Source organism: Agromyces tardus, assembly GCF_003710805.1.
GTDB lineage: Bacteria > Actinomycetota > Actinomycetes > Actinomycetales > Microbacteriaceae > Agromyces > Agromyces tardus.
In genome coordinates this window covers 1-24241 of sequence record NZ_RHHB01000053.1, presented here as the reverse complement: position 1 = coordinate 24241, position 24241 = coordinate 1, and the positions used below count along the sequence as shown (strand labels likewise).

Below are 24241 nucleotides of genomic sequence, written 5' to 3'. Positions count from 1 at the left end.
GCGGCGGTGCCCGCGGTGCCCGCGGTGCCCGCGGTGCCCGCCGTCGATGCGGTGGCGCCGCTCGAGGCGCTGATGGTCGCGGCGGACACCGTGGCGCCGGCCGCCCCCATCGCGAGGTGGGTCACGGGCACGGCGCCGTGCAGCCACGCGGAGTAGGCGGTCGCGGCGCCGACGCCCGCGGCGAGGGGCAGGAGCACGAGGGCGAGCCGCGATCCGACCTCGCGCGCCTCGGCCGCGACGATCGTGCAGCGCGCGCACTCGTCGAGGTGCGCCTCGAGCTTCGCGGTCTCGCGCGAGCGCAGCTTGCCGCGCGTGTACGCGGCGAGCCGGTCGATGGTCCAACGGCACGCGGGATCCGCCGAGGCGTCGCGCAGGTGCGCCCGGATCCACTCCTGGCGCAGTCCCTCGCGTGCGCGGTAGGCGAGTGCCGCGGAGGCGTTCGCCGACATGCCGATGATCGGCGCGATCTGCTGCGGCGACATCCGCTCGACCTCGGAGTACCAGAGCACCTCCTGCCACCGCGTGGGCAGGGCGCGGAACGCCTGCGCCGTCGTCGAGCGGTCGAGCGCCTCGAGCGATGCGGCCTCGGTGGAGTCGGGGTCCTCGAACGACTCGAGGGTCTCGAGGTTGGTCTCGTGGCGCGCGCGACCCCAGCTCGCGGCCGTGTTGCGGATCGTCGTGAACAGGTAGGGGCGGAACGCGCCCTTCGGTCCGCCGCCCGAGCGGATCGCGTCGTAGATGCGCGTGAAGGCCTCGGCGACGAGGTCGTCGGCGTCGAGGCTCGACCACGATCGGGCGACCGTGCGTCCGGAGTCGGAGTGGCGCTGCCACAGCTCGGCGTAGGCGTCGGAGTCGCCCCGACGGGTGGCCTCGACGAGGTCGACGTCGGCGACGTCGGTGCGGACAGGACTCACGGCTGCGTTCTCCTCTGCAGTACAGGTCGCGGTGCGGCCGACTGAGAGACGCGCGGGTGGGCGAATCATGACGTGCAGTCGTGCTGTTCCACATTCCACCAGATTCTTCGGGAACGCGCGTCATGAATCGTGACGGATGCCGTCTCTCAACGTGAGGGCCGCTGAACCGGCCCTCGCACCACCCGATCCGGCCGACCCTTCGGCTGGACGGCGGCCGGCGATGCCGGCGGCGAGCGGGACCGCGCGGGGATGGCGCGCCCGTGATCGGGCCGGGGGTGCGGAGGCGAAGGGGAACACGCCTCCGGCCCCCGCCCCTGTCGTCTTCGTGCGGCCCGCTCGTTCGGTCGGGCGCTCAGGCGAGCCGGCGGCCGGCTCCCCAGACGGCCCGCACCTCGAGGGCGTCGTCGAGCAGCACGGCGTCGGCCGCGAACCCCGGTCGCAGGTGCCCGAGCTCGTGGGCGCGGCCGATCGCGGCGGCGGGCGTCGCGGTGAGCGCGCCGACGGCGTCGTTGAGCGGGATGCCGCAGTCGAGCACCGCGCGGCGGAGCGCGGCATCCTGCGTCAGCGTCGATCCCGCGATCGCGCCGCCCTCCCGCAGGCGCGCCACGCCGCCCGCGACGATGACGTCGAGCGATCCGAGCACGTAGTCGCCGTCGGCAGCACCCGTCGCGGCCATCGCGTCGGTGATGAGCGCCACCCGGCCCGGCGCGCCCGCGAACGCGAGGCGTACGACATCCGGATGCACGTGCACCCCGTCGTTGATCACCTCGAGGGTCACGTGGTCGGCGTGCATCGCGGCGAGCACCGGGCCGGGCGCCCGGTGGTGGATGCCGCGCATGCCGTTGAACGCGTGCGTGAGGATCGACGCGCCCGAGTCGAACGCCGCGAGCGCCGTCGCGAAGTCGGCGCCCGTGTGCCCGACGGCCACGGCCACGCCCGCGTCGGTGAACGCGCGGATCGCGTCGGCCGCGCCGTCGTGCTCGGGCGCGATCGTGACCTGGCGCAGCGTGCCTCCGGCCGCGTCGAGCAGGCGCGCGACCGCGTCGGCGTCCGCCGCGCGCAGGAGTGCCGGGTCGTGGGCGCCGCGGAACCCCCTGTCGAGGAATGGGCCCTCCAAGTGGGATCCGAGCACGAGCGGATCGCGCGCCGTCGCGGCGGCGATCGTCTCCAGCCGGGCAATGAGGTCCTCGAGCGAGGCGGTGACGAGCGAGAGCACGCTGCGCGTCGTGCCGTGGGCGCGGTGCACGGCGAGGGTCGCGGCGATGCCGTCGTCGCCGTCGTCGATCGAGCCGCCGCCGGCGCCGTGGCAGTGCAGGTCGATGAAGCCGGGCACGAGCACGCGGCCCGCGGCATCCGTCACCGACGCCTCGGCCGGCAGGCCCTCGCGCCAGTCGTCGCCGATGCCCCGGGCGGCGACGAGGTCGCCGTCGAAGCGCACCCACGCGTCGGCCACCGAATCGGTGCCGCTCACGAGACGGGTCGAGTGGATGATCGTGACGGGGGCGCTGCGCACCCGCTCACGATAGCCCGCGGCATCCGCGACGAGGCGCCCGCCCGGCACGCCCTCGCCCTCGCCCTCGGCCTCGGGAGCCGTCATCGCCGCCACGGCACGCCCGCGACGCGGAAGTGGTCGACGCCCATCGCGTCGAGTCGCACCCCGAGCGTCGCGACGCGCTCGACGAAGTCCTCGAGGTCGCGCGTGCCGGCCGAACCGTCGGGCCCGGCCGCCGGTGCCGGCGACCAGGCGATCTCGGCGATCGCGAGGAGGCGCGGGAACGCCATGAACTCCACATCGTCGAGGCTTCGCAGCGTCTCCGTCCAGACGGGCGCCTCGATGCCGAGGATCTCGCGCTCGCCGATTCCGCGCACGATCGCCGTCGGATCCCATCCGTAGGCCTCGGCCAAGGTCGTCGGGCCGTCGGCCCACTCGAGCCCGAGCGCACCCGCACGCGGATCCTCGGCGGCCGCCCCGTCGGCGACGTCGCCGTACTTCATGTCGAGGTAGGCGACATCCGCGGGGGAGAGGATGACGCGCCCGCCCTGCTCGACGAACGAGCGCGTGAGCTCGGCGGCGCCCTCCTGCGGTTCGACGAAGCTCCAGTACTGGCCGATCGTGCCGGGCGGCAGCACGGGGGAGGCGCCCATCTCGTGCCAGCCGATCACGGTCTTCCCGGTCGCGGCGCCCGCTGCCGTGATGCGACGCAGCAGGTCGAGGTAGTCCTCCGTCGACGTCGCGAGCGACTCGTCGCCGCCGAGGTGCAGCCACGGGCCGGGGGTGAGCTCGGCGACCTCGCGGGTCACGTCGGCCAGGAAGCGGTCGGTCGCCTCGGTGCGCTCGGGCGCGGCGCTGAGCGACGAGAAGCCCACCTCGATGCCCTCGTACGGCGCGGGGGCGACCCCGTCGGCGTTGAGCTCGGGGTAGGCGCTGAGGGCGGCGTTGGTGTGCCCGGGCAGGTCGAGCTCGGGCACGATCGTGATGTAGCGCTCGGCCGCGTACGCGACGATGCGCCGGTAGTCGTCCTTCGTGTAGAAGCCGCCGCCGTCGCCGTCGACCGAGGTCGACGCGCCGACGCCCGTGAGCTCGGGCCACGCGTCGATCGCGATGCGCCAGCCCTGGTCGTCGGTGAGGTGCAGGTGCAGCGCGTTGAGCTTCAGCAGCGCGATCTCGTCGAGGTAGCGCAGCACGTCGTCGACCGGCCGGAAGTGGCGGGCCACGTCGAGCATCGCGCCGCGGTACGCGAAGCGCGGGGCATCGGCGACGGATGCCGCGGGCACCTGCCACTGCGGGTCGGCCGCCGCCTGCGGGCTCGACTGCGGGTCGAGCCCCGTCGAGGCCCGGGCCCCGCCGGCACCCTCGAGCTGCGCGGGCAGCAACTGCCGCAGCGTCTGCGTGCCCCGGTAGAGGCCCTCGGCGGTCGAGGCCGCGAGGCGCACCCCATCGGCCCCCGACTCGAGCGTGTAGCCCTCGACGGCGTCGCCGGGTGCCTCGCCTGCGGCGACGACGAAGACGAGGTCGGATGCCGCGGGGCCCGCGGTGCCGCCGTCGCCCGTGCCGTTCCCGGAGCCGCCCTGGGGGCCGGCCTCGACCGGGATCGCGAACCCCGTCGCGCGCCGCAACGGCTCCGCGAACCGCTCGGCGACGCCGAGCGACTCCGCGGCGACGGCGGCGTCGCCCTCGGCGACCACGACGATGCGGGTCTCTGCGGTCACCGGGAAGGGCGCGGCATCCGCTCGCAGTTCGAACTCGACGGGGGCGGGGATCACACCGGGCACGGCGTCTCCGTTCTGGTCGGCGCTCGGCGTGCAGCCCGCGAGGGTGCCCGCGACGAGCGCGCCGACGACGAGGAGTGCGGCACCGGTGGTGCGTGGTCGCATCGCGTCCTCTTCGTCGAGTGGGAGGTGGATATGGAAGGAGTCCTAACAATCAGGTCCATCCTGTCACGAACGCGGGGCTCGCGACATCCGTTGCTATGCTTGCTCGCGTCGCGACTGGCGTTGAGATGGTCACCATCGGGGAGCGACTGGCACGGACCGACCGCTCGCCTGGGCCGGTACGCCTGCTGCCGCGCGAGTCGCCGTGCAGCAGCACCCATCAGGTCCGCATGTCATGAAGGAGCCAGTCTTGGCCGAATCCGCCATTTCCCAGCAATCGGTGCTGAACGCCCCGCTGTCCGAGGTCGATCCCGAGATCGCAGAGGTCCTCGAGCTCGAGCTCGGCCGCCAGCGCGACTACCTCGAGATGATCGCGAGCGAGAACTTCGTGCCCGTCTCGGTGCTGCAGTCGCAGGGCTCCGTGCTCACGAACAAGTACGCCGAGGGCTACCCCGGCCGCCGCTACTACGGCGGCTGCGAGTACGTCGACATCGCCGAGTCGCTCGCCATCGAGCGCGCCAAGAGCCTCTTCGGCGCCGAGTACGCGAACGTGCAGCCCCACTCTGGCGCCACCGCCAACGCCGCGGTGCTGAGCGCGATCGCCACCCCCGGCGACACCATCCTCGGCCTCGAGCTCGCCCACGGCGGCCACCTCACCCACGGCATGAAGCTCAACTTCTCGGGCAAGCTCTACAACGCCGTCTCGTACGGCGTCGACCCCGAGACCTTCGTCGTCGACATGGACGTCGTGCGCGACAAGGCCCTCGAGCACAAGCCGCAGGTCATCATCGCCGGCTGGTCGGCGTACCCCCGTCACCTCGACTTCGCCGCGTTCCGCGCGATCGCCGACGAGGTCGGCGCGAAGCTCTGGGTCGACATGGCGCACTTCGCGGGCCTCGTGGCCGCGGGCCTGCACCCGTCGCCCGTGCCGCACGCCGACGTCGTGAGCTCCACCGTGCACAAGACGATCGGCGGCCCCCGCTCGGGCTTCATCGTCTCGCGCGACACTGAGCTCGCGAAGAAGCTCAACTCCAACGTGTTCCCGGGCCAGCAGGGCGGCCCGCTCATGCACGTGATCGCGGCGAAGGCCACGGCGTTCAAGATCGCCGCCTCGGCGGACTTCAAGGACCGCCAGGAGCGCACCATCCGCGGCGCCCAGATCCTCGCGTCGCGCCTCACGGCCGACGACTCGCGCGCCGCCGGCGTCGACGTGCTCACGGGCGGGACCGACGTGCACCTCGTGCTCGCCGACCTGCGCAACTCGAAGATCGACGGCCAGCAGGCCGAAGACCTGCTGCACGACGCGCTCATCACCGTGAACCGCAACGCCGTGCCGTTCGACCCGCGCCCGCCGATGGTCACCTCGGGCCTGCGCATCGGCACCCCGGCGCTCGCGACCCGCGGCTTCGGCGACGCCGAGTTCACCGAGGTCGCCGACATCATCGCGCTCGCGCTGCAGGGCGAGGCGGATGTCGCGTCGCTCCGCTCGCGCGTCGAGGCCCTCACGGCGGCGTTCCCGCTGTACCCGGGCCTGCACCAGTAGGGAGCCGCATGACCGCCATCACCCTCGACGGCGTCGCGACCGCGTCGGCCGTCAAGTCGGAGCTCGCCGCCCGCATCGCGGAGTTGCGCGCCCACGGCGTCGTGCCCGGCCTCGGCACGCTGCTCGTGGGCGACGACCCCGGGTCGCGCTCCTATGTGGCGGGCAAGCACCGCGACTGCGCCGAGGTGGGCATCGAGTCGATCCGCGTCGACCTGCCCGCCTCGGCGACCACCGCCGACGTGCGCGCGGCGATCCGCGACCTCAACGCCGCGCGCGAGGTCACGGGCTACATCGTGCAGCTGCCGTTGCCGGCCGGCCACGACGAGAACGCCATGCTCGAGCTCATCGACCCCGACAAGGACGCCGACGGGCTGCACCCCACGAACCTCGGCCGGCTCGTGCTCGGCATCGAGGGTCCGCTGCACTCGCCGCTCCCGTGCACGCCCGCGGGCATCGTCGAGATGCTGCGGCGCTACGAGGTGCCCATCCGCGGGCAGCACGTGGTGGTCATCGGCCGCGGCCTCACCGTCGGCCGTCCGCTGGGCCTGCTCTTCACCCGCAAGGGGCTCGATGCCACCGTCACGCTCACGCATTCGCGCACGATCGACCTCGCGGCCGAGGTGCGCCGCGCCGACATCGTCGTGGCCGCGGTGGGCGTACCGCACCTGGTGAAGGCCGACTGGATCAAGCCCGGCGCCGCCGTGCTCGACGTGGGCATCACCCGCGTCGAGGACGAGGAGACGGGCAAGGGCCGGCTCACGGGCGACATCGACCCGGCCGTCGCGGAGGTCGCGGGCCACCTGTCGCCGAATCCCGGCGGCGTGGGCCCGATGACCCGGGCGATGCTGCTCGCCAACGTCGTGAAGGCGGCCGAGGTCAAGCTGCGCGGGCGCTGACCTCGCCGGTCGAGCAGCGCGGAGCGCGTATCGAGACCCACGCCGGTCGAGTAGCGCGGAGCGCGTATCGAGACCCCCGCGAACACACGAGCGGATGCCGCGGCTCACGCCCGCGGCATCCGCTCGTCTCTGCGTACCCTCACGCACCCCCGGCGAGCTCGCCGCGTCGCAACCGCAACTCGCGCAGGGCCCCGTTGAGCGGCGACCCGTGGAACGGCAGCTCTGCCAACTCGACCCGCGCCGCCGCGCGCAGCGCGACCTGCTCGGCCGACGCCGCCGCCCGCTCGGGCAGTCCGATCGCGGCTGCGAACTCGCGCCAGTGCCGCAGCCGCAGCTTGCGCGTGTGCCCCGCGATCGGCAGGGCCATCGAGTCGTCGCCGTAGACGAGGGTGCAGGGGATGTCGTAGATCGGTGCGATCGCCCAGCCGCGGTCGGGCCGGCCCGCGGCATCCGCTTGCAGCACGGCGACGTTCTTGGCGTGCAGGTCGCCGTTGCCCGTGAGCCACGCGAACAGGAACTGCAGGTAGAGGTTGCGGGTGGCGACCGCCGGCGCGCCGCAGACGCCGGCCAGTGCAGCGACGACGTGCTCGGAATCGACGTTGTACTTCGCGGCGGGCGGCTGGGCGAGCACCTGGGTCGCGTCCTCGAGCGCGAGGCGGCGCCAGGCGCCGTCGATCGCGACGCGGTCGAAGCGCCGCACGAGCAGCCCCGCGGTGCCGTCGCGATCGTGCACCACTGCCGCCGCCGACACGGGCACCTTGAGCGCGCGGGCGGCGAGCAGGTGCACGGCCTCGTTCTCGACGAGATGGGGGTACTCGATCGGGCTGAGTTTCAGGATGTACCGGCCTGATCGGGTCGCGAGCGGCGTGCTGATCATGGAGGCGCTCGCCTTGCGCTGCACGCCGGGGATCGCGTGCCGGTCGAGCTCGTCGATGAGCGACTCGAAATCGAGCGCCTCGGATGCCTCGGCGCCGACCACCGGCGGCGGCTCGCTCGGTGCCGTGCCCTCGGGCACGACCTGCACGTCGCCGGGGGCGTCTTCGCCGACCGCGAGGAGGAGGCTCAGCTCGTCGTTCGCGCTCGTCTTGACCGCGCGACGAAGCACCGACATGCGGTGGCCCTCGGGAAGCAGGCCCGCGAAGAAGGCGGGGAGCGATCCCGCCGACGTCGTCGTGGGCTGCTCGCCGAGCGGCAGCGTGAACGCGACGGCCGTCGGGGCGTCGCCGCGCAGGTAGGCGTCGAGGTAACGGAACTCGACGCCGCCGTCGGGCGTGCGCGTGAGCCGGGCGGCGAGGCGGCCGGCCTTGAACACGTCGGCCGCCTGGACGCGCCGGAGTCCTTCGAGGTCCGCCGTCACGGCACGACGCCGATCGTGAGGCCCACCGCCGCCGCGACCGCGATGACGGTGTCGAGGCTCGATCCGCCGCTGCCCTTCTCGATCTCGCGCACCGTGCGCGTCGAGGCGCCCGCCAGCTCGGCGAGCTGCTCCTGCGTGAGTCCGTGGGCCCGGCGGGCCGCGCGGATTTCACGGCCGATGTCGGCGGGGGTGGTCATGCCGGCAATTCCTTCCGGTGTGAGCGGCAGGTTTCTGCCGAAGTGCTTCGGGTGTCGCCGATTCTACGCCGTCGATCCACTGAGACGGCGATTTTCTGCCGAAAACGCCGTTGCGCGCGAGTAGGTCCGCCGTTTCGCGTGTGTTCGGCAGATTCCCACCGGTTCCGATGGCCGAATCGTCGTTCGCTCATGTGATCGGCGTGGCTCATGTGTGCGGAGCCTCACGTGAGGCGGAGATCACAGGGGCCCTCCGGAAGCGCAACCAGGCGAGGCTGTGCGCGGCATCCGCTGTCGACCTGAACGTCGACGACCGTTCACCCGGCGTGCACCGGGCGGCCGCACGGCGCGCATAGCTTCGCGACATGACCCACGCGGAGCTTCTCGAACGGGCCGAGCCGGCCGTGCGCGCAGGGGGCGCGCAGGCCGGCGGCGAGGAGGAGCGGGCGCGGGGAGCGATCGCGACCGCGATCATCCCCGCGCGGGGCGGATCGCGGGGGCTGCCCGGCAAGAACGTGGCACGTGTCGGGGGAGTGCCACTCATTGCGCGGGCGGTGCGGGCGGCGCTCGGCGCGAAGCGGATCGGGCGGGTCGTGGTCACGACCGACGACGCCGCCATCGCCGACGCCGCCCGCTCGGCCGGGGCCGAGGTCGTGGTGCGTCCGGCCGAGCTCGCGGGGAGCGAGGCGTCGAGCGAGTCGGCGCTGCTGCATGCGATCGGGGTGCTGGGGCTCGAGACCGGCCTCGAACAGGGTCTCGATACGCCGCAGGCGGCTACTCGACCGGCGGGAGGGGGTCTCGAAACGCCGCAGGCGGCTACTCGACCGGCGGGAGGGGGTCTCGAGACGCGCCCGGAGGGCGCTCCTCGACCCGCACAGCACCACCGCGCCACTCGAGCCGCACAGGGGGAGGGCGCTGCTCGACCGGCAGAGGGCGGCATCACCGTGTTCGTCCAGGCGACCTCGCCGTTCATCGACTCCGTCGACCTCGACGCGGCCATCGCGCGGGTCGAGGCGGGCGACCGCGACGTCGTGTTCGCCGCGGCGCCGACGCACGTGTTCCTGTGGCGCGAGGTCGGCGGTCGGGCCGTCGGCGTCAACCACGAGATGTCCCGCCGACCGCGTCGGCAGGATCGCGAGCCCGAGTACGCCGAGACCGGTGCGTTCTACGTCTTCCGCACCGACGGGTTCGTCGCCGCCCGGCACCGGTTCTTCGGGCGGGTGGGCATCCAGCCCGTGCACCCCGACCATGCCATCGAGATCGACGACGCCGCCGACCTCGGGCGGGCCCGGGCACTCGCGCCCCACGTCGATCGGGCGCTCGCCGAATCCGGTCTCGAGGCAGGCGCGGCCGCACGGGGCGACAGGTCGGGCGGCGTCGCCGCGCGGCATCCGCTCATCGACGTCGACGCCCTCGTCACCGACTTCGACGGCGTGCACACCGACGACACCGCCGCGGTCGACGAACTCGGACGGGAGTCCGTGCGCGTCAGCCGCGCCGACGGGGCGGGCGTGGCCCGGCTGCGCGCGGCGGGCATCCCGGTGCTCATCATCAGCGCCGAGGCGAACCCCGTGGTCGCGCGCCGCGCGGAGAAGCTCGGCGTCGAGTGCCTGCACGGCGTGGCCGCGAAGGGCGAGGCGCTCGCCGCGTGGGCGTCGGCCCGCGGCATCCGCCTCGACCGCATCGCCTACCTCGGCAACGATCGCAACGACGTGCCGGCCCTCGAGCTCGTCGGCTGGCCGGTCGTGGTTCCGGATGCCGCGCCCGACGCCCTGGCGGAGGCCCGGCACGTGCTGCACCGCCGCGGCGGTCACGGCGCCGTTCGGGAGCTCGCCGACGTGATCCTCGCGAGCCGGGCGCACCTGGCCGCCGACGCGACGCCGCCGCCCGACGAGGGCGCGCCCGAGCATGCCCGCACCGGCCCCGTTCCGACGCGCGCCGTCGCCGAGGCGCGCGCCGCGGCATCCGCCACCCGACCCTGAAGAGAGAAGAGCCCCGCATGTCCGTGCGCATCGGCCACGCCGCCATCGGCGAGTACGAACCCGTCTACGTCATCGCCGAGATCGGCCTCAACCACAACGGCGACGTGCGGCTCGCCAAGCACCTCATCGACGTCGCGGCGCACGCCGGCGCGCAGGCCGTGAAGTTCCAGAAGCGCACGCCCGACCTCTCGACGCCCGAGCACATGAAGCTCGCCCCGCGCGACACGCCGTGGGGCACGATGACCTACCTCGAGTACCGCCACCGGGTCGAGCTCGGCCGCGAGGAGTATGCGCAGATCGCCGACCACGCCGCCCTGCGCGGCCTCGACTGGTTCGCCTCGCCGTGGGACGTGCCGGCCGTCGCCGACCTCGAGTCGTACGGGGTCGTCGCGCACAAGATCGCGTCGGCCTCGGTCACCGACCTCGAACTGCTCGCCGCCGTGCGCGACACGGGCAAGCCCGTCATCCTCTCGACGGGCATGTCGACCATGGAGGAGATCGACCGCGCCGTGGCCGTGCTCGGCACCGAGCGGCTCGTCATCATGCACGCCACGTCGAGCTACCCGATGGAGCCCGAAGAGGCGAACATCCTCATGATCCCGGCCCTCAAGAACCGGTTCCCGGGCGTGCCCATCGGGTACTCGGGCCACGAGCGCGGCCTGCAGATCTCGCTCGCGGCGGTCGCGCTCGGCGCGGTCGCGGTCGAGCGGCACATCACGCTCGACCGCGCGATGTGGGGAAGCGACCACGCGGCGTCGCTCGAGCCGCAGGGCCTCGAGCACCTCGTGCGCGACATCCGCGTCATCGGCGAGGCGCTCGGCGACGGCGTCAAGCGCGTGTACCCGGGCGAGGAGGCCCCGAAGGCGAAGCTGCGCCGGGTGCTGGCGTGAACCCCGCCGATGGGGACGGAGCGGGGCCCGCCGTCGGCCGAGTCGGCGCGCAGCCCGCCGCCGGTGGAGTCGGCGCGCAGCGCCGTATCGAGACCCGGCAGTACGAGCGAGCGGATGCCGCGAAGCGGCGCCTCCTCGTCGTCGCCGACTCCGACTCCTACGTGAAGTGGGGCGCAGCCCTGGCCTCGACGCTGCCGACGCGATGGAGTGCGCGCCTCGCGATCGTGGCGTCGCCCGTGCAGCCGAGTCGTCGCCAGCTCGCGGCGGCCCTCGCCGGGACCCGGTTCGCCCCCGTCGATGCGCCGGTCATCCACCTCGACGAGCTCGACGGGCTCGTCGACTCGTTCGATCCGCACGCCGTGCTGCTCTCGCTGCGCGGGCCGTTCGTGCGCGTCGTCGCTCCGCGCCTCGAGCGACGCGCGGACCGGCCGGTGCTCGTGAGCGGCTTCCCCGGACTGACCATTCCCGCCGTGCACAAGGCCGTCGTCTATCGCGAGCAGACCGATCTCGTGGTGCTGCACAGCCGCCGCGAGGTGCGCGAGTTCCGTTCGAACGCCGCGGAGCTCGACCTCGACCGCGCGTTCGGGCTGGCCACGTTGCCGTTCCTCGCGGCGCCGGCCGCAGGCGCCGAGCCCGCGGCATCCGATCGCGACAGCGGGGTCTCGATACGCCGCTCCGCTGCTGGTCGACCGGCGGACGCCACCGACCTCGTCTTCGCCGCGCAGGCGAAGGTGCCCGCCGAGCGCGACCAGCGCCTGCTGGTGCTCGCCGCCCTCGCCGAGCACGCCCGCCGCCACTCCGACCGCCGGGTCGTCGTGAAGGTGCGCGCCCGGCGTGGCGAGGCGCAGACCCACGCCGAGGCGTTCGACTACGCCGACCTGCTCGACGAGCTCGAGCCACGCGACGTGCCGCCGAACCTCGTCGTCGAAGACGGTCCGATGGGCGAGCAGCTCGCCCGCGCGGGCGTCCTCGCCACCGTGAGCTCGACGGCGGCGCTCGAATCGGTCGCGCTCGGCCTCCCGACGCTCCTCATCGACGATTTCGGCGTCTCGCCCGCGATGATCAACACGGTCTTCGAGGGCTCGGGGCTGTTCGGGTCCCTCGACGACCTCGTGGAAGGCCGCTTCTGCCGTGCCGATCCCGCCTGGATGCACGACAACTACTTCCACGGCCCCGACGCCGACGACTGGCTCCGCCGTCTCGACGCCTTCGTGTCCGCGCGCGAGATCGTGCCGTTGCGCCCGCTCGAACGCAGCCACAACCTCTCGGGCGGCGCGCTGCGGATGGCGTTCGAGCGCCGCCGCATGCTCGGCGAGCACGACCGCAGCCTGCTCGGGCGGGTCGCGTGGGGCGTCGGGGTGCCGGCACGGGGGGTCGTGCGGCGGGTGCGCCGGTTGCGTCGGTGGGCTGCGGGCGGTGCAGCGGATGCCGCGGGGTCGGGTCTCGAGACGGCCGCGGGCGGCCTCCTCGACCCGCGCAGGGGTAGGGCCGCGGACGGCCTCCTCGACCCGCGCAGGGGTGGGGCCGGGGACGGCCTCACCGACCCGCGCAGGGGTGGGGCCGGGGACGGCCTCACCGAGCGGCGCAACCGCGCGGAAGCGGACGCGGTCCGCTGATCAGTCGACGGGCGCCGTGTGGCTCGCGACGTGGCCCAGGTACGACTCGGCGTTGCGGCGGATGCCCGCCCGCTCGTCGTCGCTGAGCTCGCGTCGCACCTTCGCGGGCACGCCGGCGACGAGCGATCCGGGCGGCACGACGGTGCCCTCGAGCACGACCGCGCCGGCCGCGACGAGCGACCCCGCGCCGATGACGGCGCCGTTGAGCACCGTGGCGCTCATGCCGATGAGGCAGTCGTCCTCGATGGTGCAGCCGTGCAGCACCGCGCCGTGGCCGACCGAGACGCCCGTGCCGATCGTGAGCGGGAAGCCGTGGTCGACGTGGCAGACCACGGTGTCCTGCAGGTTCGAGCGCTCGCCGAGCGTGATCGGCTCGGCCTCGGCGCGCAGCACCGCGTTGTACCAGACGCTCGACTGCGCGGCGAGGCGCACGTTGCCCACGATCACGGCGCCGGCCGCGACGAACGCGGTCGGGTCGAGCTCGGGCGCGGGCACGCCGGCGATCGTGAGGACGCTGCAACTGGGGTCGGCACTCATGCCGCCAGCCTATTCCGGTGGCGCCGCGCCCGGCCGCCCGGCGGTGTCCTCGCGGTCGTCGGTACCGCCGTGCCCGCCGGTGCGTCGGCGCGCGGCCCGAGCGATGAGCCGAACGACGGCGCCGATCGCGAACACGGCGAGGCCGCCGAGGATCGAGGCCAGCGGCAGCGTGGCGACGAGCACGCCGCATCCGATCGCACCGGCGACCGAGAGCGCGCGCGGGATGCGGCGGTCCTCGCGGGGCTGCGTGAACGCGGCGAGATTCGCGACGAGGTAGTACACCAGCACGCCGAAGCTCGAGAAGCCGATCGCGCCGCGCAGGTCGGCCACGAGCACGAGCACGATGATGGCGACGGCGACCGAGATCTCGGCCACGTACGGCACGTGCGACCGCGGATGCACCGCCGCGAGCGGCCTCGGCAGTTCGCGGTCGCGGGCCATCGCGAGCGAGGTGCGCCCGATGCCCGCGATGAGGGCGAGCAGGGCGCCGAGCGCGGCGATCGCCGCGCCCACCTGCACGACCGGTTCCGCCCAGTTCCAGCCGGTCGACGCCGCCACGTCGGCGAGCGGCGCATCCGACGTGGCGAGGGCGGGTGCCCCGAGCGTGGCGAGCAGGGTCGTGCCGATCGCCGCGTAGACGGCCACGACGATGCCGAGCGAGATCGCGATCGCGCGGGGGATCGTGCGCGCCGGCTCGCGCACCTCCTCGCCGAGCGTCGCCACTCGGGCGTACCCGGCGAAGGCGAAGAACAGCAGCCCCGCCGACTGCAGCACGCCGTAGGCGCCACCGGCCTCGAACCCGGGCGTCGTCATGCCGAATCCGACGGCGCCGCCGCGCTGCCCGATGAGGGTGAGGCCGGCGACGATGACGAGCGCGAGCACGGCGAGCGTGACCGTGACGATCACGGTCGCCGCTCGGGCGGTGCGCGTGATGCCGAGCAGGTTCACGCCGGCGAGCACGACGACGGATGCCACGGCCACCGGCCGTTCCCACTCGGTGGGCACGAGGTAGTCGGCCGCGGTGAGCGCCATCGCCGCGCAGCTCGCGGTCTTGCCCACGACGAAGCCCCAGCCCGCGAGGAACCCGGGCCACTCGCCGAGCCGGATGCGGCCATACCGATACGCGCCACCCGACTCGGGGTACCGTGCGGCGAGCTGCCCCGTCGAGCTCGCGTTCGCGAAGGCCACGAACGCCGCGATCGCGAGGCCGAGCAGCAGCCAGTCGCCCGCGGCGGCCGCGGCGGGCGCGAACGCCGCGAACACGCCCGCGCCGATCATCGACGCGAGGCCGATCGCGATGGCGCCCCCGAGGGTGAGGCGTCGGGCGAGGGCGGGCTGGGGCGCAGCGGTCACGGCGGAACCCTACTCCACCAGGGTGACTCGCGGACTGCGGCCGATCGTAGGATCGAGGCATGCCAGCCGAGCAGACCTCCACGCCCTCGCACGCCGCCGTCGATCGCGTCACCGCCGCGCTCGCCGAGCAGGGACTCGCACCGCGCATCGTCTGGTTCGACGACGCCGTGACCACCGCCCAGCTCGCGGCCGACGCGCTCGGCGTCGAGTTGGGCCAGATCGCCAACTCGCTCGTGTTCACGCTCGACGACGAGCCGATCCTCGTGCTCACCTCGGGCGCGCACCGCGTCGACACCCACTGGCTCGGCGAGCAGCTCGGCGGCCGCATCGGCCGGGCCTCGAAGGAGGTCGTCAAGGAGGCGACGGGCCAGGTCATCGGCGGGGTCGCTCCCGTCGGACACCCCGCACCGGTGCGCACCTTCGTCGATACCGATCTCGCCGCCTACGACGAGGTCTGGGCCGCGGCGGGCCACGCGAAGACGGTCTTCCCGACCACGTTCGACGACCTCGTGCGCATCACGGGCGGCACGCCCACGGCGGTCGAACCGGGCCGCACGGCCGCATCGTGACCTCGGGCGGCGTGGCCTGGCCGCGCAGCGCCGGGCCGCTCGAACTCCGGCCGCCGACGAGCGCCGATCTCGATGGCGTCCTGGCGTGGCGCAATCGACCCGAGGTGACGCGCTGGCTCCTGCGCACCACCGTGGACCCGGAGGCCTTCCGCCGGGCGTGGCTCGACAGCGTTGCGGACCCGGAACAGCAGGCCGTCGTCGCGGTGCTCGATGGCCTGGTCATCGGCACCGGATCCCTCGAGATCCGCGACGGCATGGGCCAGTTTGACGGCGACGCCTGGCGCCGGGCGGAGGGGCTGCTCGGCTACCTCGTGGATCCCGCGCACGCCGGCAACGGTCACGCGACCCGGATCGCCGGGGCGCTGCTCGACGTCGCCTTCATCGAACTGGGCCTGCACCGGGTCACTGCCGGATGCTTCGCCGACAACGTCGCCTCGTGGCGCGTCATGGAGAAGCTCGGGATGCGCCGCGAGCAGCACGGCGTGCAGGACTCCTGGCACGCCGAGCTCGGCTGGGTCGACGGGTACACCTACGGCATCCTCGCCGACGAGTGGGCGCCGACGTCGGCCACGGCGTCGGTTCCCGTGCCGGGCTCCTCCTGACCTGCAGCTCACGCCGGCCGGCCCTCCCAAGCCCGAGCGGCGGAAGCCCCGAACGGCCGGCAACGACCAGCGCCCCATCCGGCGGTATCGCACTTCGAGTGCGATCCGCCCTGCGTGGCGGCACGGGTCCGAACCCTTCTCTCTGGTCGACTACGGCACTGATGCGATTCCAGCATCAGTGCCGTAGTCCCGCTGAGTCTCGCGTCGAGGGACAGTCGCTCAGCGGCGGCGTGAGGCATGCGGGGTGCGGTGCGGGGTGCAGGGCTGCGGGTGCGCGGTGCGGGCTGCGGGTGCGCGGTGCGGGCTGCGCGGGCTCGAGGCGCCGATGTCGGCGCGGTCTGGGACGATTCGAACGTGACGTCGAATGAGGTCGATGATTCCGCCGTGGTGGCTGCCGCGGGAGTGCTCGCAGTGCTCGACGTGCCGGGATTGATCATGCGCGTGCGGCGAGCGTGCGACCTGAGTCAGCGTGAGCTCGCGCGTGCCGTGGGGCTCCAGCAGTCCCAGGTGGCTCGCATGGAGTCGGCACGAACACGAGTCGACCTCCCGATGCTGGCCAGGATGCTGGCGCTCGCGGGATACCGTATCGCGGTCCTCGATCGACACGGTGTCGAGGTCGCTCCGGTGCCTGCGGACGTGCTGCGCGACAACGCGGGGCGACGCATGCCGGCGCACCTCGACGTGCGCACCTCGACCGACGTGCCGGAGGCTGCGCTCGTCCACACCCACCCCGATCGGCCCAACCCGCGCGCCCGTTATCACCATCGGCCGCAACGCGATCGCCGGCGGGCCGGGCGCGGGCCGGGCGGCGAGCCGGATCAACTGACGTCGAGTGGCCTCGCGCGGCTCGAGCAGAGCCGGCGCGTGGAGCGTCGCCGGGTCGTGCAGCAACGCGCGGCCGCGTTGCTCACCACGGACTGCGTGTGCCGTGACGAGTGCTGGACATGCGGTCGCTGCACCGACGTCTGCACCTGCCGGTGCGAGTGACGGTCAGGCCGCGCAGATCATGCGCGCGGCCTCACGCGTCGCGGCGCGCCCCCTGCGAGGCGTGCACCGTGAATATCGCGGGGGCCCGATAGCCGTGCTCGGCGAAGGCCGCCCCGACGGCCTTCGTGATCACGGGCACGAGCGCGTCGATCACGAGCGCGATCGCCGCGCCGCCGAAGCCGCCTCCCGTCATCCGCGCACCGATCGCGCCGTTGGCCTGCGCCGTCTCGACGGCGAGGTCGAGCTCGGGCACCGAGATCTCGAAGTCGTCGCGCATCGACACGTGCGACGCGTCGAGCATCGGCCCGATCGAGCCGGCACCGTGCTCGCGCAGCGACCGCACCGTGTCGAGCACCCGCTGGTTCTCCGTCACGACGTGCCGCACGCGGCGGAACGTCTCGTCGTCGAGCACCTCCTGCGCGCGCGCCAGGTCGCCGACGTGCAGGTCGCGCAGCGACTCCACGCCGAGCGCACGGGCGCCCGCCTCGCACGACGCGCGCCGGGCCGCGTAGCCGCCCGTCGAGTGCGCGTGCTCGACCTTCGTATCGATCACGAGCAGCGAGAGCCCGGACGCCGCGAACCCGAGCGGGATCACGTCGGCATCGAGCGAGCGGCAGTCGAGGAAGACCCCCGCGTCGTGCTCGCCGAGCAGCGACGCGGACTGGTCCATGATGCCCGTCGGCGCGCCGACGACGCGGTTCTCGGCGAGGCGGCCGACCTTCGCGAGCGTCGGGCGGTCGAAGCCGAGGCCCCAGTGCTCGTCGAGCGCGAGCGCCACGGCGCACTCGAGCGCCGCCGACGAGGAGAGTCCCGCGCCCACGGGCACGTCGGAGTCGATGTGCAGGTCGACGCCGCGCACGTGCGCGAGGTCGGCCCCGAACTCCCCGAGCGCCCACGCGACGCCGAGGGGATATGCGGCCCAGCCCGACACGGCGTCGGGGGAGAGCTCGTCGATGTGCAGCTCGACCACGTCGGGCGAGAACGTCGACGCCACCCGGATCAGCCGGTCGTCGCGGTCGCCGAGCGCCACGGTCGTGCGCTTGTCGATCGCGAACGGGAAGACGAAGCCGTCGTTGTAGTCCGTGTGCTCGCCGATGAGGTTCACACGGCCGGGCGCCGACCAGACACCCGCGGGGCGACGCCCGTACCGCTCGGCGAACAGGTGCTCGGCGGACGCCACCGGGTCCACGGCGTTCACGGGATCGGTCACAGCTGCACTCCTTCGATGGCTGCCCGCAGCGCCTCGGCCTGCGTCTCGGGGGGAACGTCGCCGATCCAGGCGCCCATCGCGGCCTCGGACCCGGCGAGGTACTTGAGCCGGTCTGCGGCTCGCCGGGGGCTCGTGAGCTGCAGCGAGAGCCGCACCTCGTCGCGGCGCTCGTGCACGGGCGCCTGGTGCCAGGCCGCGATGTACGGCGTGGGCGTTCCGTAGAGGGCGTCGACGCCGCGCAGCAGTCGCAGGTACACGCGGGCGAGCTCCTCGCGCTCCTCGGCGGTCGTTTCGGCGAGATCGGGCACGTGACGGTGCGGCACGAGGTGCACCTCGATGGGCCAGCGCGCCGCGAACGGCACGTACGCGGTCCAGTGCTCGGCGTCGATGAGCACCCGCGGCCCGTTGCGCTCGGAGTCGAGGATGTCGGCCATGAGCGTCGGCCCGTACGCGTCGATCGAGGCGAGCAGGCGCTCGGTGCGCGGCGTCACGTACGGGTACGAGTAGATCTGGCCGTGCGGATGCGGCAGCGTGACGCCGATCTCCTGTCCGCGATTCTCGAACGGGAACACCTGCTGCACGCCGGGCAGCGCGGACAGCGCGGCGGTGCGGTGCGCCCACGCCTCGATGACGGTGCGCGCGCGCGACACGGTCTGCGTGCCGAACGAGCCCTCGTGCTCGGGGCTGAAGCACACGACCTCGCAGCGCCCGATCGAGGGCGAGCGGCGCTCGAGACCGACGGTGCGAAGCTCGGCGAGGGCGGATGCCGCGGCATCCGTGTCGTCGGCTGCGAAGCCCGCGAGGTCGGGCCCGAACGACGGCGACCGGTTCTCGAACACGGCCACGTCGTAGAGGCTCGGCAGCTCCGACGGGTTCTCGGGGGTCTGCGGGGCGAGCGGATCGAGGTTCGCGGGCGGCAGGAACACGCGGTTCTGGCGCGCGGCGGCGATCGACACCCAGTCGCCGGTGAGCGGGTCCTGGCGCATCTCCGCAACGGGCGGGCGCGGGTCGAGCACGCGGGCGTCGACGGCGCGCTCGGGCGGCAGCGTCGAGTCGGCGTCGTCGAAGTAGAGGAGCTCGCGGCCGTCGGCGAGCGTCGAGCGTCGCACGGTGACGCGCGGGTCGACGATGCCGGGCTCGGGCGAGGGCGTGGCGGTGGTGTCGTGGGGCACGCCGACACGCTACGCTGTTTTCGTTTGAGAAACAAGAAGCTTTCGTATTGCAAAGCGCCTCCGGACGGATCACAATGGCGGAGTGGACGATCCCGAGCAGCGACGGCGACCCCGCGCCGGCACCCCGGTGCTCGACGCCACGCGACGCCGCGCCCTCGCGGTCGACCTCCTCGCCGAACGCGGATTCGTGCGCGTCGCCGAGCTGAGTGACGCGTTCGGCGTCACCCCGGTCACCGCCCGTGCCGACCTCGACGCGCTCGAGCGCGACGGCGTGGTGCGTCGCGTGCACGGCGGCGCGGTCCCCGTCGGCGCGGGCACGAGTGCCGAGCCGCGCCCCCAACGCGAACCGAGCTTCGAGGAGGCGCTCGCGGCATCCGTCGTGCCGAAGCAGCAGATCGGCGAGCTGGCGGCCTCGATGGTGCGGAGCGGCCAGAGCCTGATCCTCGACGTCGGCACCACCACCCTGCAGGTCGCGAAGGCGCTGCGCGCGCGGAGCGATCTCGAGGACCTCACGATCTTCACGAACGGCCTCTCGATCGCCCTCGAGCTCGAGCCCGAGATCCCGCGGTTCACGGTCGTCGTCACGGGCGGCACCCTGCGGCCGCGCCAGCACTCGCTCGTGCACCCCCTCGCGGGCTCGCTGCTCGACGAGGTGCACGTCGACCTCGCCTTCATCGGATGCAACGGCGTCGACCCCGAGCGGGGCGTCACGAACGCGAACCTCCCCGAGGCGGCAGTGAAGGCCCTCATGTTGCAGGCCGCCGCCCGCGCCGTCGTGGTGGCCGACGCCTCCAAGCTCGGCGAGGTGCACCTCGGGCGCATCGGCTCGATCGACGAGTTCGACGCCCTGGTGACGGATGCCGCCGCCCCGCCCGTGCTGCTCGGCGAACTCGAGCTCGCGGGCCTCGACGTGCTCGTCGCGTCCTCCGCGTCGTAGGCCCGCGCGGGCCGCGCGGGCCGCGCGGCAGACCCTAGACTCGTCGCATGATCCTTCCCACCGGCGAGCAGTTCGTCCTCGAGACGACCACCTCGAGCGGCGAGCTGCAGGCCACGATCACGGCGCTCGCGGCAGGCATCCGCACCCTCACCCTCGACGGCGTCGACCTCGTGCCCACCTTCGGAGAAGACCAGTCGCCCCCGTCGGGTTCGGGCATCGTGCTCGTGCCGTGGCCCAACCGCATCCGCGACGGGAAGTGGACCCACGACGGCGTCGAGCACCAGCTCGCCATCACCGAGCCGAAGCTGAACAACGCGATCCACGGGCTGCTGCGCTACACGGCCTACACGCCCGTCGCGCAGGAGCGCGACTCCGTGACCCTGTCGGCCACGGTGTACCCGCAGTCGGGCTACCCCTACCTGCTCGAGACGGCCGTGCACTACGAGCTCGTCTCCGACGGCCTGAAGGTCACGCACTTCATCGAGAACGCCGGCGCCGAGCCCGCGCCCGTCGCGATCGGCACGCACCCGTTCCTCAAGATCGGCGGCGTGCCCACGGCCGACCTCGAGCTGCGGCTCGCAGCCGGCAGCCACTTCGAGGTCGACGAGCGCCTGCTGCCGACCGCGGAGGTGCCCGTCGACGGCACGCAGTGGGACTTCCGCGGCGGACGCCTCGTGAGCGAGTTCCCGCTCGACGACGCGTTCGGCGAGGTCATCGGCGGCGACGACGGCGAGGTCGAGCACTCGCTCACCGCGCCCGACGGCCGCAGCGTGTCGATCTGGGCCGAACCCGAGTTCGCCTACGTGCAGGTCTTCACGACCACCACGAAGTACCCCGGCGAGGACTTCGCCGTCGCGGTGGAGCCGATGACGGCACCTGCCGAGGCGTTCAACTCCGGCCGCGGCCTGCGCTGGCTCGACCCGGGCGAGCAGTGGACGGTGAGCTGGGGCATCCGCTTCCGCGGCTTCACCGCGGAGTGAGCCGAGACGCCACGGCGCGGCAGGGCGCGGCCCCAGGCCGGCGCTAGAAGACGCAGACCCCCGAGTCGACGGGGTCGCTGAGCGACGCCGCCGCGGCGGCGAGCGGGGCGAGCGTCGCGACGGGCACCGCGAAGCCCACGTTCTCGACCGACTCCGACTTCGCGAACACGACCCCGTCGACCCGGCCGTCGCCGGTGAGCACGGGACCGCCCGAGTTGCCGTGGTCGACGTCGGCAGCGAGGGTCACGACCTCGCGCGTCGAGCGCGCGCCGTCGACGGAGATCGTGATGGGGCCCGACGACATGACCCGCGCGGGCCGCACCTCGAGCGGGCCGCCGAACGGATACCCGGCGACGGCGACCTCGGTGTCTGGCGCGACGGGGTCGGCGAGCGGGAGCGCCGGCGTCGCGAGCCCGTCGACCGCGATGACCGCCAGGTCGTTGTCGGCGTCGTACGCCACCACCCGTCCCGCGACAGCCGGCTGCCCCGGCGCCTCGATGATCGGCTCGTCGACGCCGGCGACGACGTGGGCGTTCGTCACGATGCGGTCCTCGGCGACGACGAAGCCGCTCCCCGAGAGGTTGCTGCCGCACTCGTAGGCGGTGCCGGTGACGCGCACGACGGATGCCGCGGCCCGCGACAGCTGCTCGGTGGCGAGCGTGCCCGTCGGCAACTCGGGGGCCACGGTGGGTCCGTCGAGCACGCCGACGAGCCAGGGGATCGCCGAGCCGACCGCGGCGGTGCGCACCTGCGCGAGGAACGAACGCGCGGGCGCGGGCGTGACCTGGTCGATGCTGCGCACCACCCAGGATCCGCCGATCGCGGGGGAGAGCACGGGCACGCCCATCGCCGAGACGCTCGTGGCGACGATCGCGATCACGAACGCCGTGACGATCGTGTTGCCGATCGCGCCGAGCACCCGGTCGACGGGGCCGAGCTTCACCGCCCGCGCGCCGCGACCCAGGGCACGGCCGAGCGCGGCGCCGAGCGTCGAGCCGAGCACCAGCAGCACGATCGCCGTCGCGAGCGCGGCCGTCGCCCGCCACTCCGGCGCGGGCACGAGCGTGGCGACCCAGGGCATCGCGAAGTACGCGGCGATGCCGCCCGCCACGAGTCCGAGGAGCCCGGCCGCGGTGCGGAGCAGCCCCATGCGCCATCCGTTCACGAGCGCGCCGATGAGCACGAGCACGAGCACGATGTCGAGGACGACGCTCCAGGCCATGCGCCGGGTCTCCGTTCTGCGAGGGCGGCTTCCCAGCCTCGCCCATGACGCTTCGAGCACGCTGAGGACACGCGAGACGGCCCCGTCCGGTCGGGCGGGGCCGTCTCGATGCGCTGCGGTGAGTTACTGGGGCATCAGCACCGAGTCGATGAGGTACACGGTGGCGTTCGCCGTGTGCACGCCGCCGCAGATGACCTTGGCGTCGTCGACCATGAGGTCGTCGCCCGAGCCGGTCACCTCGACGGTGCCGCCCTGCACGGTGGTCTGGGTGCCGACGACCTCATCGGGGCTCAGCTGGCCGGGCACCACGTGGTAGGTGAGGATCGACGTGAGCAGGTCGCTGTCGGTCTTCAGCGTCTCGATCGTGGCGGGGTCGATCTTCGCGAAGGCGTCGTCGACGGGCGCGAAGACGGTGAACTCGTCGCCGTTGAGCGTGTCGACGAGGTTCACGTCGGGGTTGAGCTGCCCGGACACCGCCGCGACGAGGGTCGTGAGCAGCGGGTTGTTCGAGGCGGCGACCGCCACCGGGTCCTGCGCCATGCCGGCGACCGAGCCGGAGCCGTCGGGCACCTGCTCCGCGTACGCGGCGCAGCCGGGTCCGACGAGGTCGGCGGCCGGGTCGGCCATCGACTCCTCGGTGGCCATGGGCGACTCGGACATCGTGGTCTCGTCTTCGGTCTCGGTCGCCGAGCCGGCGCTGCTGCAGCCGGCCAGGCCGAGCGCGGCGACGGCGGTGAGGGACAGGGCGGCGAGCACGGTGCGGGTGCTGCGGAATGAGGAACGCATCGGTCTACTCCTTCAATGGTCGCGGCCCGCGTGGCGGGGCCGTCAGGAGGGAGTTCGGCGGGCGCGCGGATTCGGATTGGTCGGGCTTCGGGACGGCTTCGGCTGCGGCATCCGTCGACCCGCTCACGCGCGAGCGGCCGCGAGTGCGCTGCCGGGAGGGGTTGCGCCGACGCGAGCTCCACCAATCGGATGCCGCGTCCGCGCCGAATCACCCAGCGAACCGAGAAAGCAGGCCCCCGTGACTCCAGTGCTGGCCCCACCGCGCATCGCCGCTCCCCGGAGGTCGGCGCGGCGCTCCCGGTCTGCCATGCTGGGAACCGTGGTGCAGGAGGCGGAGACGACGCCCGCGGCATCCGCCCGACCGCTCGACGACCTGCTCGTCGCGACGGCCGGCGGGGACCGGGCCGCCTTCGGTGCGCTCTACGACCAGTCGGCCGCTCGCATCTTCGGGCTCGTGCGGCGCCTCGTCGTCGACCCGGCCCAGGCCGAGGAGGTGACGCAGGACGTGTACCTCGAGATCTGGCAGACGGCGGCGCGGTTCGACCCGTCGCGGGGCAGCGCCCTCTCGTACATGTTCACGCTCGCGCACCGGCGCGCAGTCGACCGGGTGCGCGCCGCGCAGTCCTCGCGCGAACGCGACGCGAAGGTCGGCGCGCGCGACCTCGAGGTGCCGGTCGACACCGTCGCCGAGGCGGCCGAGGTGCGCATCGAGCACGAGAAGGCGCACGTCGCCCTCGCCGGGCTCTCCGAGCTGCAGCGCGAGTGCGTCGCGCTCGCGTACTACGGGGGCCTCACCCATACCGAGATCGCCGCCAGGCTCGGGGTGCCGCTCGGCACCGTGAAGACCCGATTGCGCGACGGCATGATCCGACTGCGCGAGCTGATGGGGGTGACGACATGACCGGACCCGACCGCGGCGGCGCGCGTCCCGACGGGGCGCCCGAGCCCACGGATGCCGCGGGGCGCGACGCGAGCGCGCCCATCGTGCCGAACGACCTCGACGCCCTCCTCGCGGCGGACGCGCTCGATGCGCTCGACGCCGACGACCGGGCCGTGCTCGACGCGCTCCTCGCGGACGCGCCCGACGCGGGCGCCGCCGCCGGGGCCGAGGCCGCCGGCTAC

The 24241-nt window shown here is 73.6% G+C and carries 23 protein-coding genes and 1 riboswitch; of the genes, 12 read left to right on the top strand and 11 right to left on the bottom strand.

The features are described 5' to 3' along the window. The 3 genes from EDM22_RS16780 to EDM22_RS16770 all read right to left on the bottom strand — a co-directional run. A partial coding sequence (locus tag EDM22_RS16780) for a sigma-70 family RNA polymerase sigma factor (RefSeq protein ID WP_122938229.1) occupies positions 1-914 on the bottom strand: 914 nt, incomplete at its 3' end. A 352-nt stretch (positions 915-1266) separates the two neighbouring features. Beyond that, positions 1267-2511, bottom strand: a complete 1245-nt coding sequence (locus tag EDM22_RS16775) for an N-acetylglucosamine-6-phosphate deacetylase (protein WP_122938234.1) — start codon at positions 2509-2511, stop codon at positions 1267-1269. Beyond that, positions 2508-4289, bottom strand: coding sequence for a family 20 glycosylhydrolase (locus tag EDM22_RS16770; RefSeq protein WP_122938228.1), 1782 nt, complete (start codon positions 4287-4289; stop codon positions 2508-2510). Before EDM22_RS16770 ends, EDM22_RS16775 begins: the two co-directional genes overlap by 4 nt. A 100-nt stretch (positions 4290-4389) precedes the next feature. Further along, a riboswitch (ZMP/ZTP riboswitch) is annotated at positions 4390-4470 on the top strand. Positions 4471-4536: 66 nt separating this feature from the next. Here EDM22_RS16770 and glyA point away from each other — a divergent pair. Both glyA and EDM22_RS16760 read left to right on the top strand, forming a co-directional pair. Then, positions 4537-5829: a serine hydroxymethyltransferase gene (glyA, locus tag EDM22_RS16765; RefSeq protein WP_281274102.1), complete on the top strand. Its 1293-nt coding sequence runs from the start codon at positions 4537-4539 to the stop codon at positions 5827-5829. Between the two features lie 8 nt (positions 5830-5837). Then, positions 5838-6725 (top strand): bifunctional methylenetetrahydrofolate dehydrogenase/methenyltetrahydrofolate cyclohydrolase, encoded by an 888-nt coding sequence (locus EDM22_RS16760; RefSeq protein ID WP_122938226.1) that lies wholly within the window; start codon positions 5838-5840, stop codon positions 6723-6725. A gap of 139 nt (positions 6726-6864) precedes the next feature. Here EDM22_RS16760 and EDM22_RS16755 read toward each other — a convergent pair whose 3' ends face one another. Then, positions 6865-8082 carry a type II toxin-antitoxin system HipA family toxin gene (locus EDM22_RS16755; RefSeq protein WP_122938225.1) on the bottom strand — a complete coding sequence of 406 codons (1218 nt, stop codon included), beginning with the start codon at positions 8080-8082 and terminating at the stop codon, positions 6865-6867. Further along, a complete protein-coding gene (locus EDM22_RS16750) occupies positions 8079-8279 on the bottom strand; it encodes a helix-turn-helix transcriptional regulator (RefSeq protein ID WP_122938224.1) in 201 nt (66 codons plus the stop codon). Before EDM22_RS16750 ends, EDM22_RS16755 begins: the two co-directional genes overlap by 4 nt. A gap of 362 nt (positions 8280-8641) precedes the next feature. On the opposite strand from EDM22_RS16750, the gene EDM22_RS16745 reads away from it, so the two are divergent. From EDM22_RS16745 to EDM22_RS16735, 3 genes are read left to right on the top strand one after another with little or no spacing between them, the layout of a single operon-like run. Continuing rightward, complete coding sequence (locus tag EDM22_RS16745; RefSeq protein ID WP_245989493.1) at positions 8642-10258, top strand: acylneuraminate cytidylyltransferase; 1617 nt, start codon at positions 8642-8644, stop codon at positions 10256-10258. 17 nt (positions 10259-10275) lie between these two features. After that, positions 10276-11148 carry an N-acetylneuraminate synthase family protein gene (locus EDM22_RS16740; protein ID WP_122938223.1) on the top strand — a complete coding sequence of 291 codons (873 nt, stop codon included), beginning with the start codon at positions 10276-10278 and terminating at the stop codon, positions 11146-11148. Next, positions 11145-12764 carry a DUF6716 putative glycosyltransferase gene (locus EDM22_RS16735; RefSeq protein ID WP_122938222.1) on the top strand — a complete coding sequence of 540 codons (1620 nt, stop codon included), beginning with the start codon at positions 11145-11147 and terminating at the stop codon, positions 12762-12764. The genes EDM22_RS16740 and EDM22_RS16735 overlap by 4 nt, the downstream gene beginning before the upstream one ends. Here EDM22_RS16735 and EDM22_RS16730 read toward each other — a convergent pair whose 3' ends face one another. Both EDM22_RS16730 and EDM22_RS16725 read right to left on the bottom strand, forming a co-directional pair. Beyond that, positions 12765-13301, bottom strand: a complete 537-nt coding sequence (locus EDM22_RS16730) for a gamma carbonic anhydrase family protein (RefSeq protein WP_122938221.1) — start codon at positions 13299-13301, stop codon at positions 12765-12767. 9 nt (positions 13302-13310) lie between these two features. Beyond that, positions 13311-14654: an APC family permease gene (locus EDM22_RS16725; protein ID WP_122938220.1), complete on the bottom strand. Its 1344-nt coding sequence runs from the start codon at positions 14652-14654 to the stop codon at positions 13311-13313. Positions 14655-14713: 59 nt separating this feature from the next. On the opposite strand from EDM22_RS16725, the gene EDM22_RS16720 reads away from it, so the two are divergent. The 3 genes from EDM22_RS16720 (at position 14714) to EDM22_RS16710 (ending at position 16812) form a co-directional block, all read left to right on the top strand. Then, a complete protein-coding gene (locus EDM22_RS16720) occupies positions 14714-15223 on the top strand; it encodes a YbaK/EbsC family protein (protein WP_122938219.1) in 510 nt (169 codons plus the stop codon). Beyond that, entirely contained in the window at positions 15220-15825 is a 606-nt protein-coding gene (locus EDM22_RS16715) for a GNAT family N-acetyltransferase (RefSeq protein ID WP_212591978.1), read from the top strand. The genes EDM22_RS16720 and EDM22_RS16715 overlap by 4 nt, the downstream gene beginning before the upstream one ends. Before the next feature lie 354 nt (positions 15826-16179). Then, entirely contained in the window at positions 16180-16812 is a 633-nt protein-coding gene (locus EDM22_RS16710; RefSeq protein WP_170964175.1) for a helix-turn-helix domain-containing protein, read from the top strand. A gap of 31 nt (positions 16813-16843) precedes the next feature. On the opposite strand, the gene galK is transcribed toward EDM22_RS16710, so the two are convergent. Together galK and galT are read right to left on the bottom strand one after the other, a co-directional pair. Next, positions 16844-18022, bottom strand: a complete 1179-nt coding sequence (galK, locus tag EDM22_RS16705; protein ID WP_376918003.1) for a galactokinase — start codon at positions 18020-18022, stop codon at positions 16844-16846. Beyond that, entirely contained in the window at positions 18019-19152 is a 1134-nt protein-coding gene (gene galT / locus EDM22_RS16700; protein WP_170964176.1) for a galactose-1-phosphate uridylyltransferase, read from the bottom strand. The genes galK and galT overlap by 4 nt, the downstream gene beginning before the upstream one ends. Before the next feature lie 124 nt (positions 19153-19276). Between galT and EDM22_RS16695 the strand changes: the two genes are divergently transcribed. Continuing rightward, positions 19277-20131 carry a DeoR/GlpR family DNA-binding transcription regulator gene (locus EDM22_RS16695; protein ID WP_245989491.1) on the top strand — a complete coding sequence of 285 codons (855 nt, stop codon included), beginning with the start codon at positions 19277-19279 and terminating at the stop codon, positions 20129-20131. A 47-nt stretch (positions 20132-20178) separates the two neighbouring features. Then, positions 20179-21111 carry an aldose 1-epimerase family protein gene (locus tag EDM22_RS16690; RefSeq protein WP_122938216.1) on the top strand — a complete coding sequence of 311 codons (933 nt, stop codon included), beginning with the start codon at positions 20179-20181 and terminating at the stop codon, positions 21109-21111. A gap of 43 nt (positions 21112-21154) precedes the next feature. Here the strand turns inward: EDM22_RS16690 and EDM22_RS16685 are convergent, their stop codons facing one another. Both EDM22_RS16685 and EDM22_RS16680 read right to left on the bottom strand, forming a co-directional pair. Further along, positions 21155-22333: a MarP family serine protease gene (locus tag EDM22_RS16685; RefSeq protein ID WP_122938215.1), complete on the bottom strand. Its 1179-nt coding sequence runs from the start codon at positions 22331-22333 to the stop codon at positions 21155-21157. Positions 22334-22456: 123 nt separating this feature from the next. Then, on the bottom strand, positions 22457-23119 hold the full coding sequence (locus EDM22_RS16680) for a fasciclin domain-containing protein (protein WP_122938214.1): 663 nt from the start codon (positions 23117-23119) through the stop codon (positions 22457-22459). 307 nt (positions 23120-23426) lie between these two features. On the opposite strand from EDM22_RS16680, the gene sigK reads away from it, so the two are divergent. Together sigK and EDM22_RS16670 are read left to right on the top strand one after the other, a co-directional pair. Next, positions 23427-24020 (top strand): ECF RNA polymerase sigma factor SigK, encoded by a 594-nt coding sequence (gene sigK / locus EDM22_RS16675; protein ID WP_122938213.1) that lies wholly within the window; start codon positions 23427-23429, stop codon positions 24018-24020. Beyond that, a partial coding sequence (locus EDM22_RS16670) for a hypothetical protein (protein WP_212591977.1) occupies positions 24017-24241 on the top strand: 225 nt, incomplete at its 3' end. The genes sigK and EDM22_RS16670, both read left to right, overlap by 4 nt.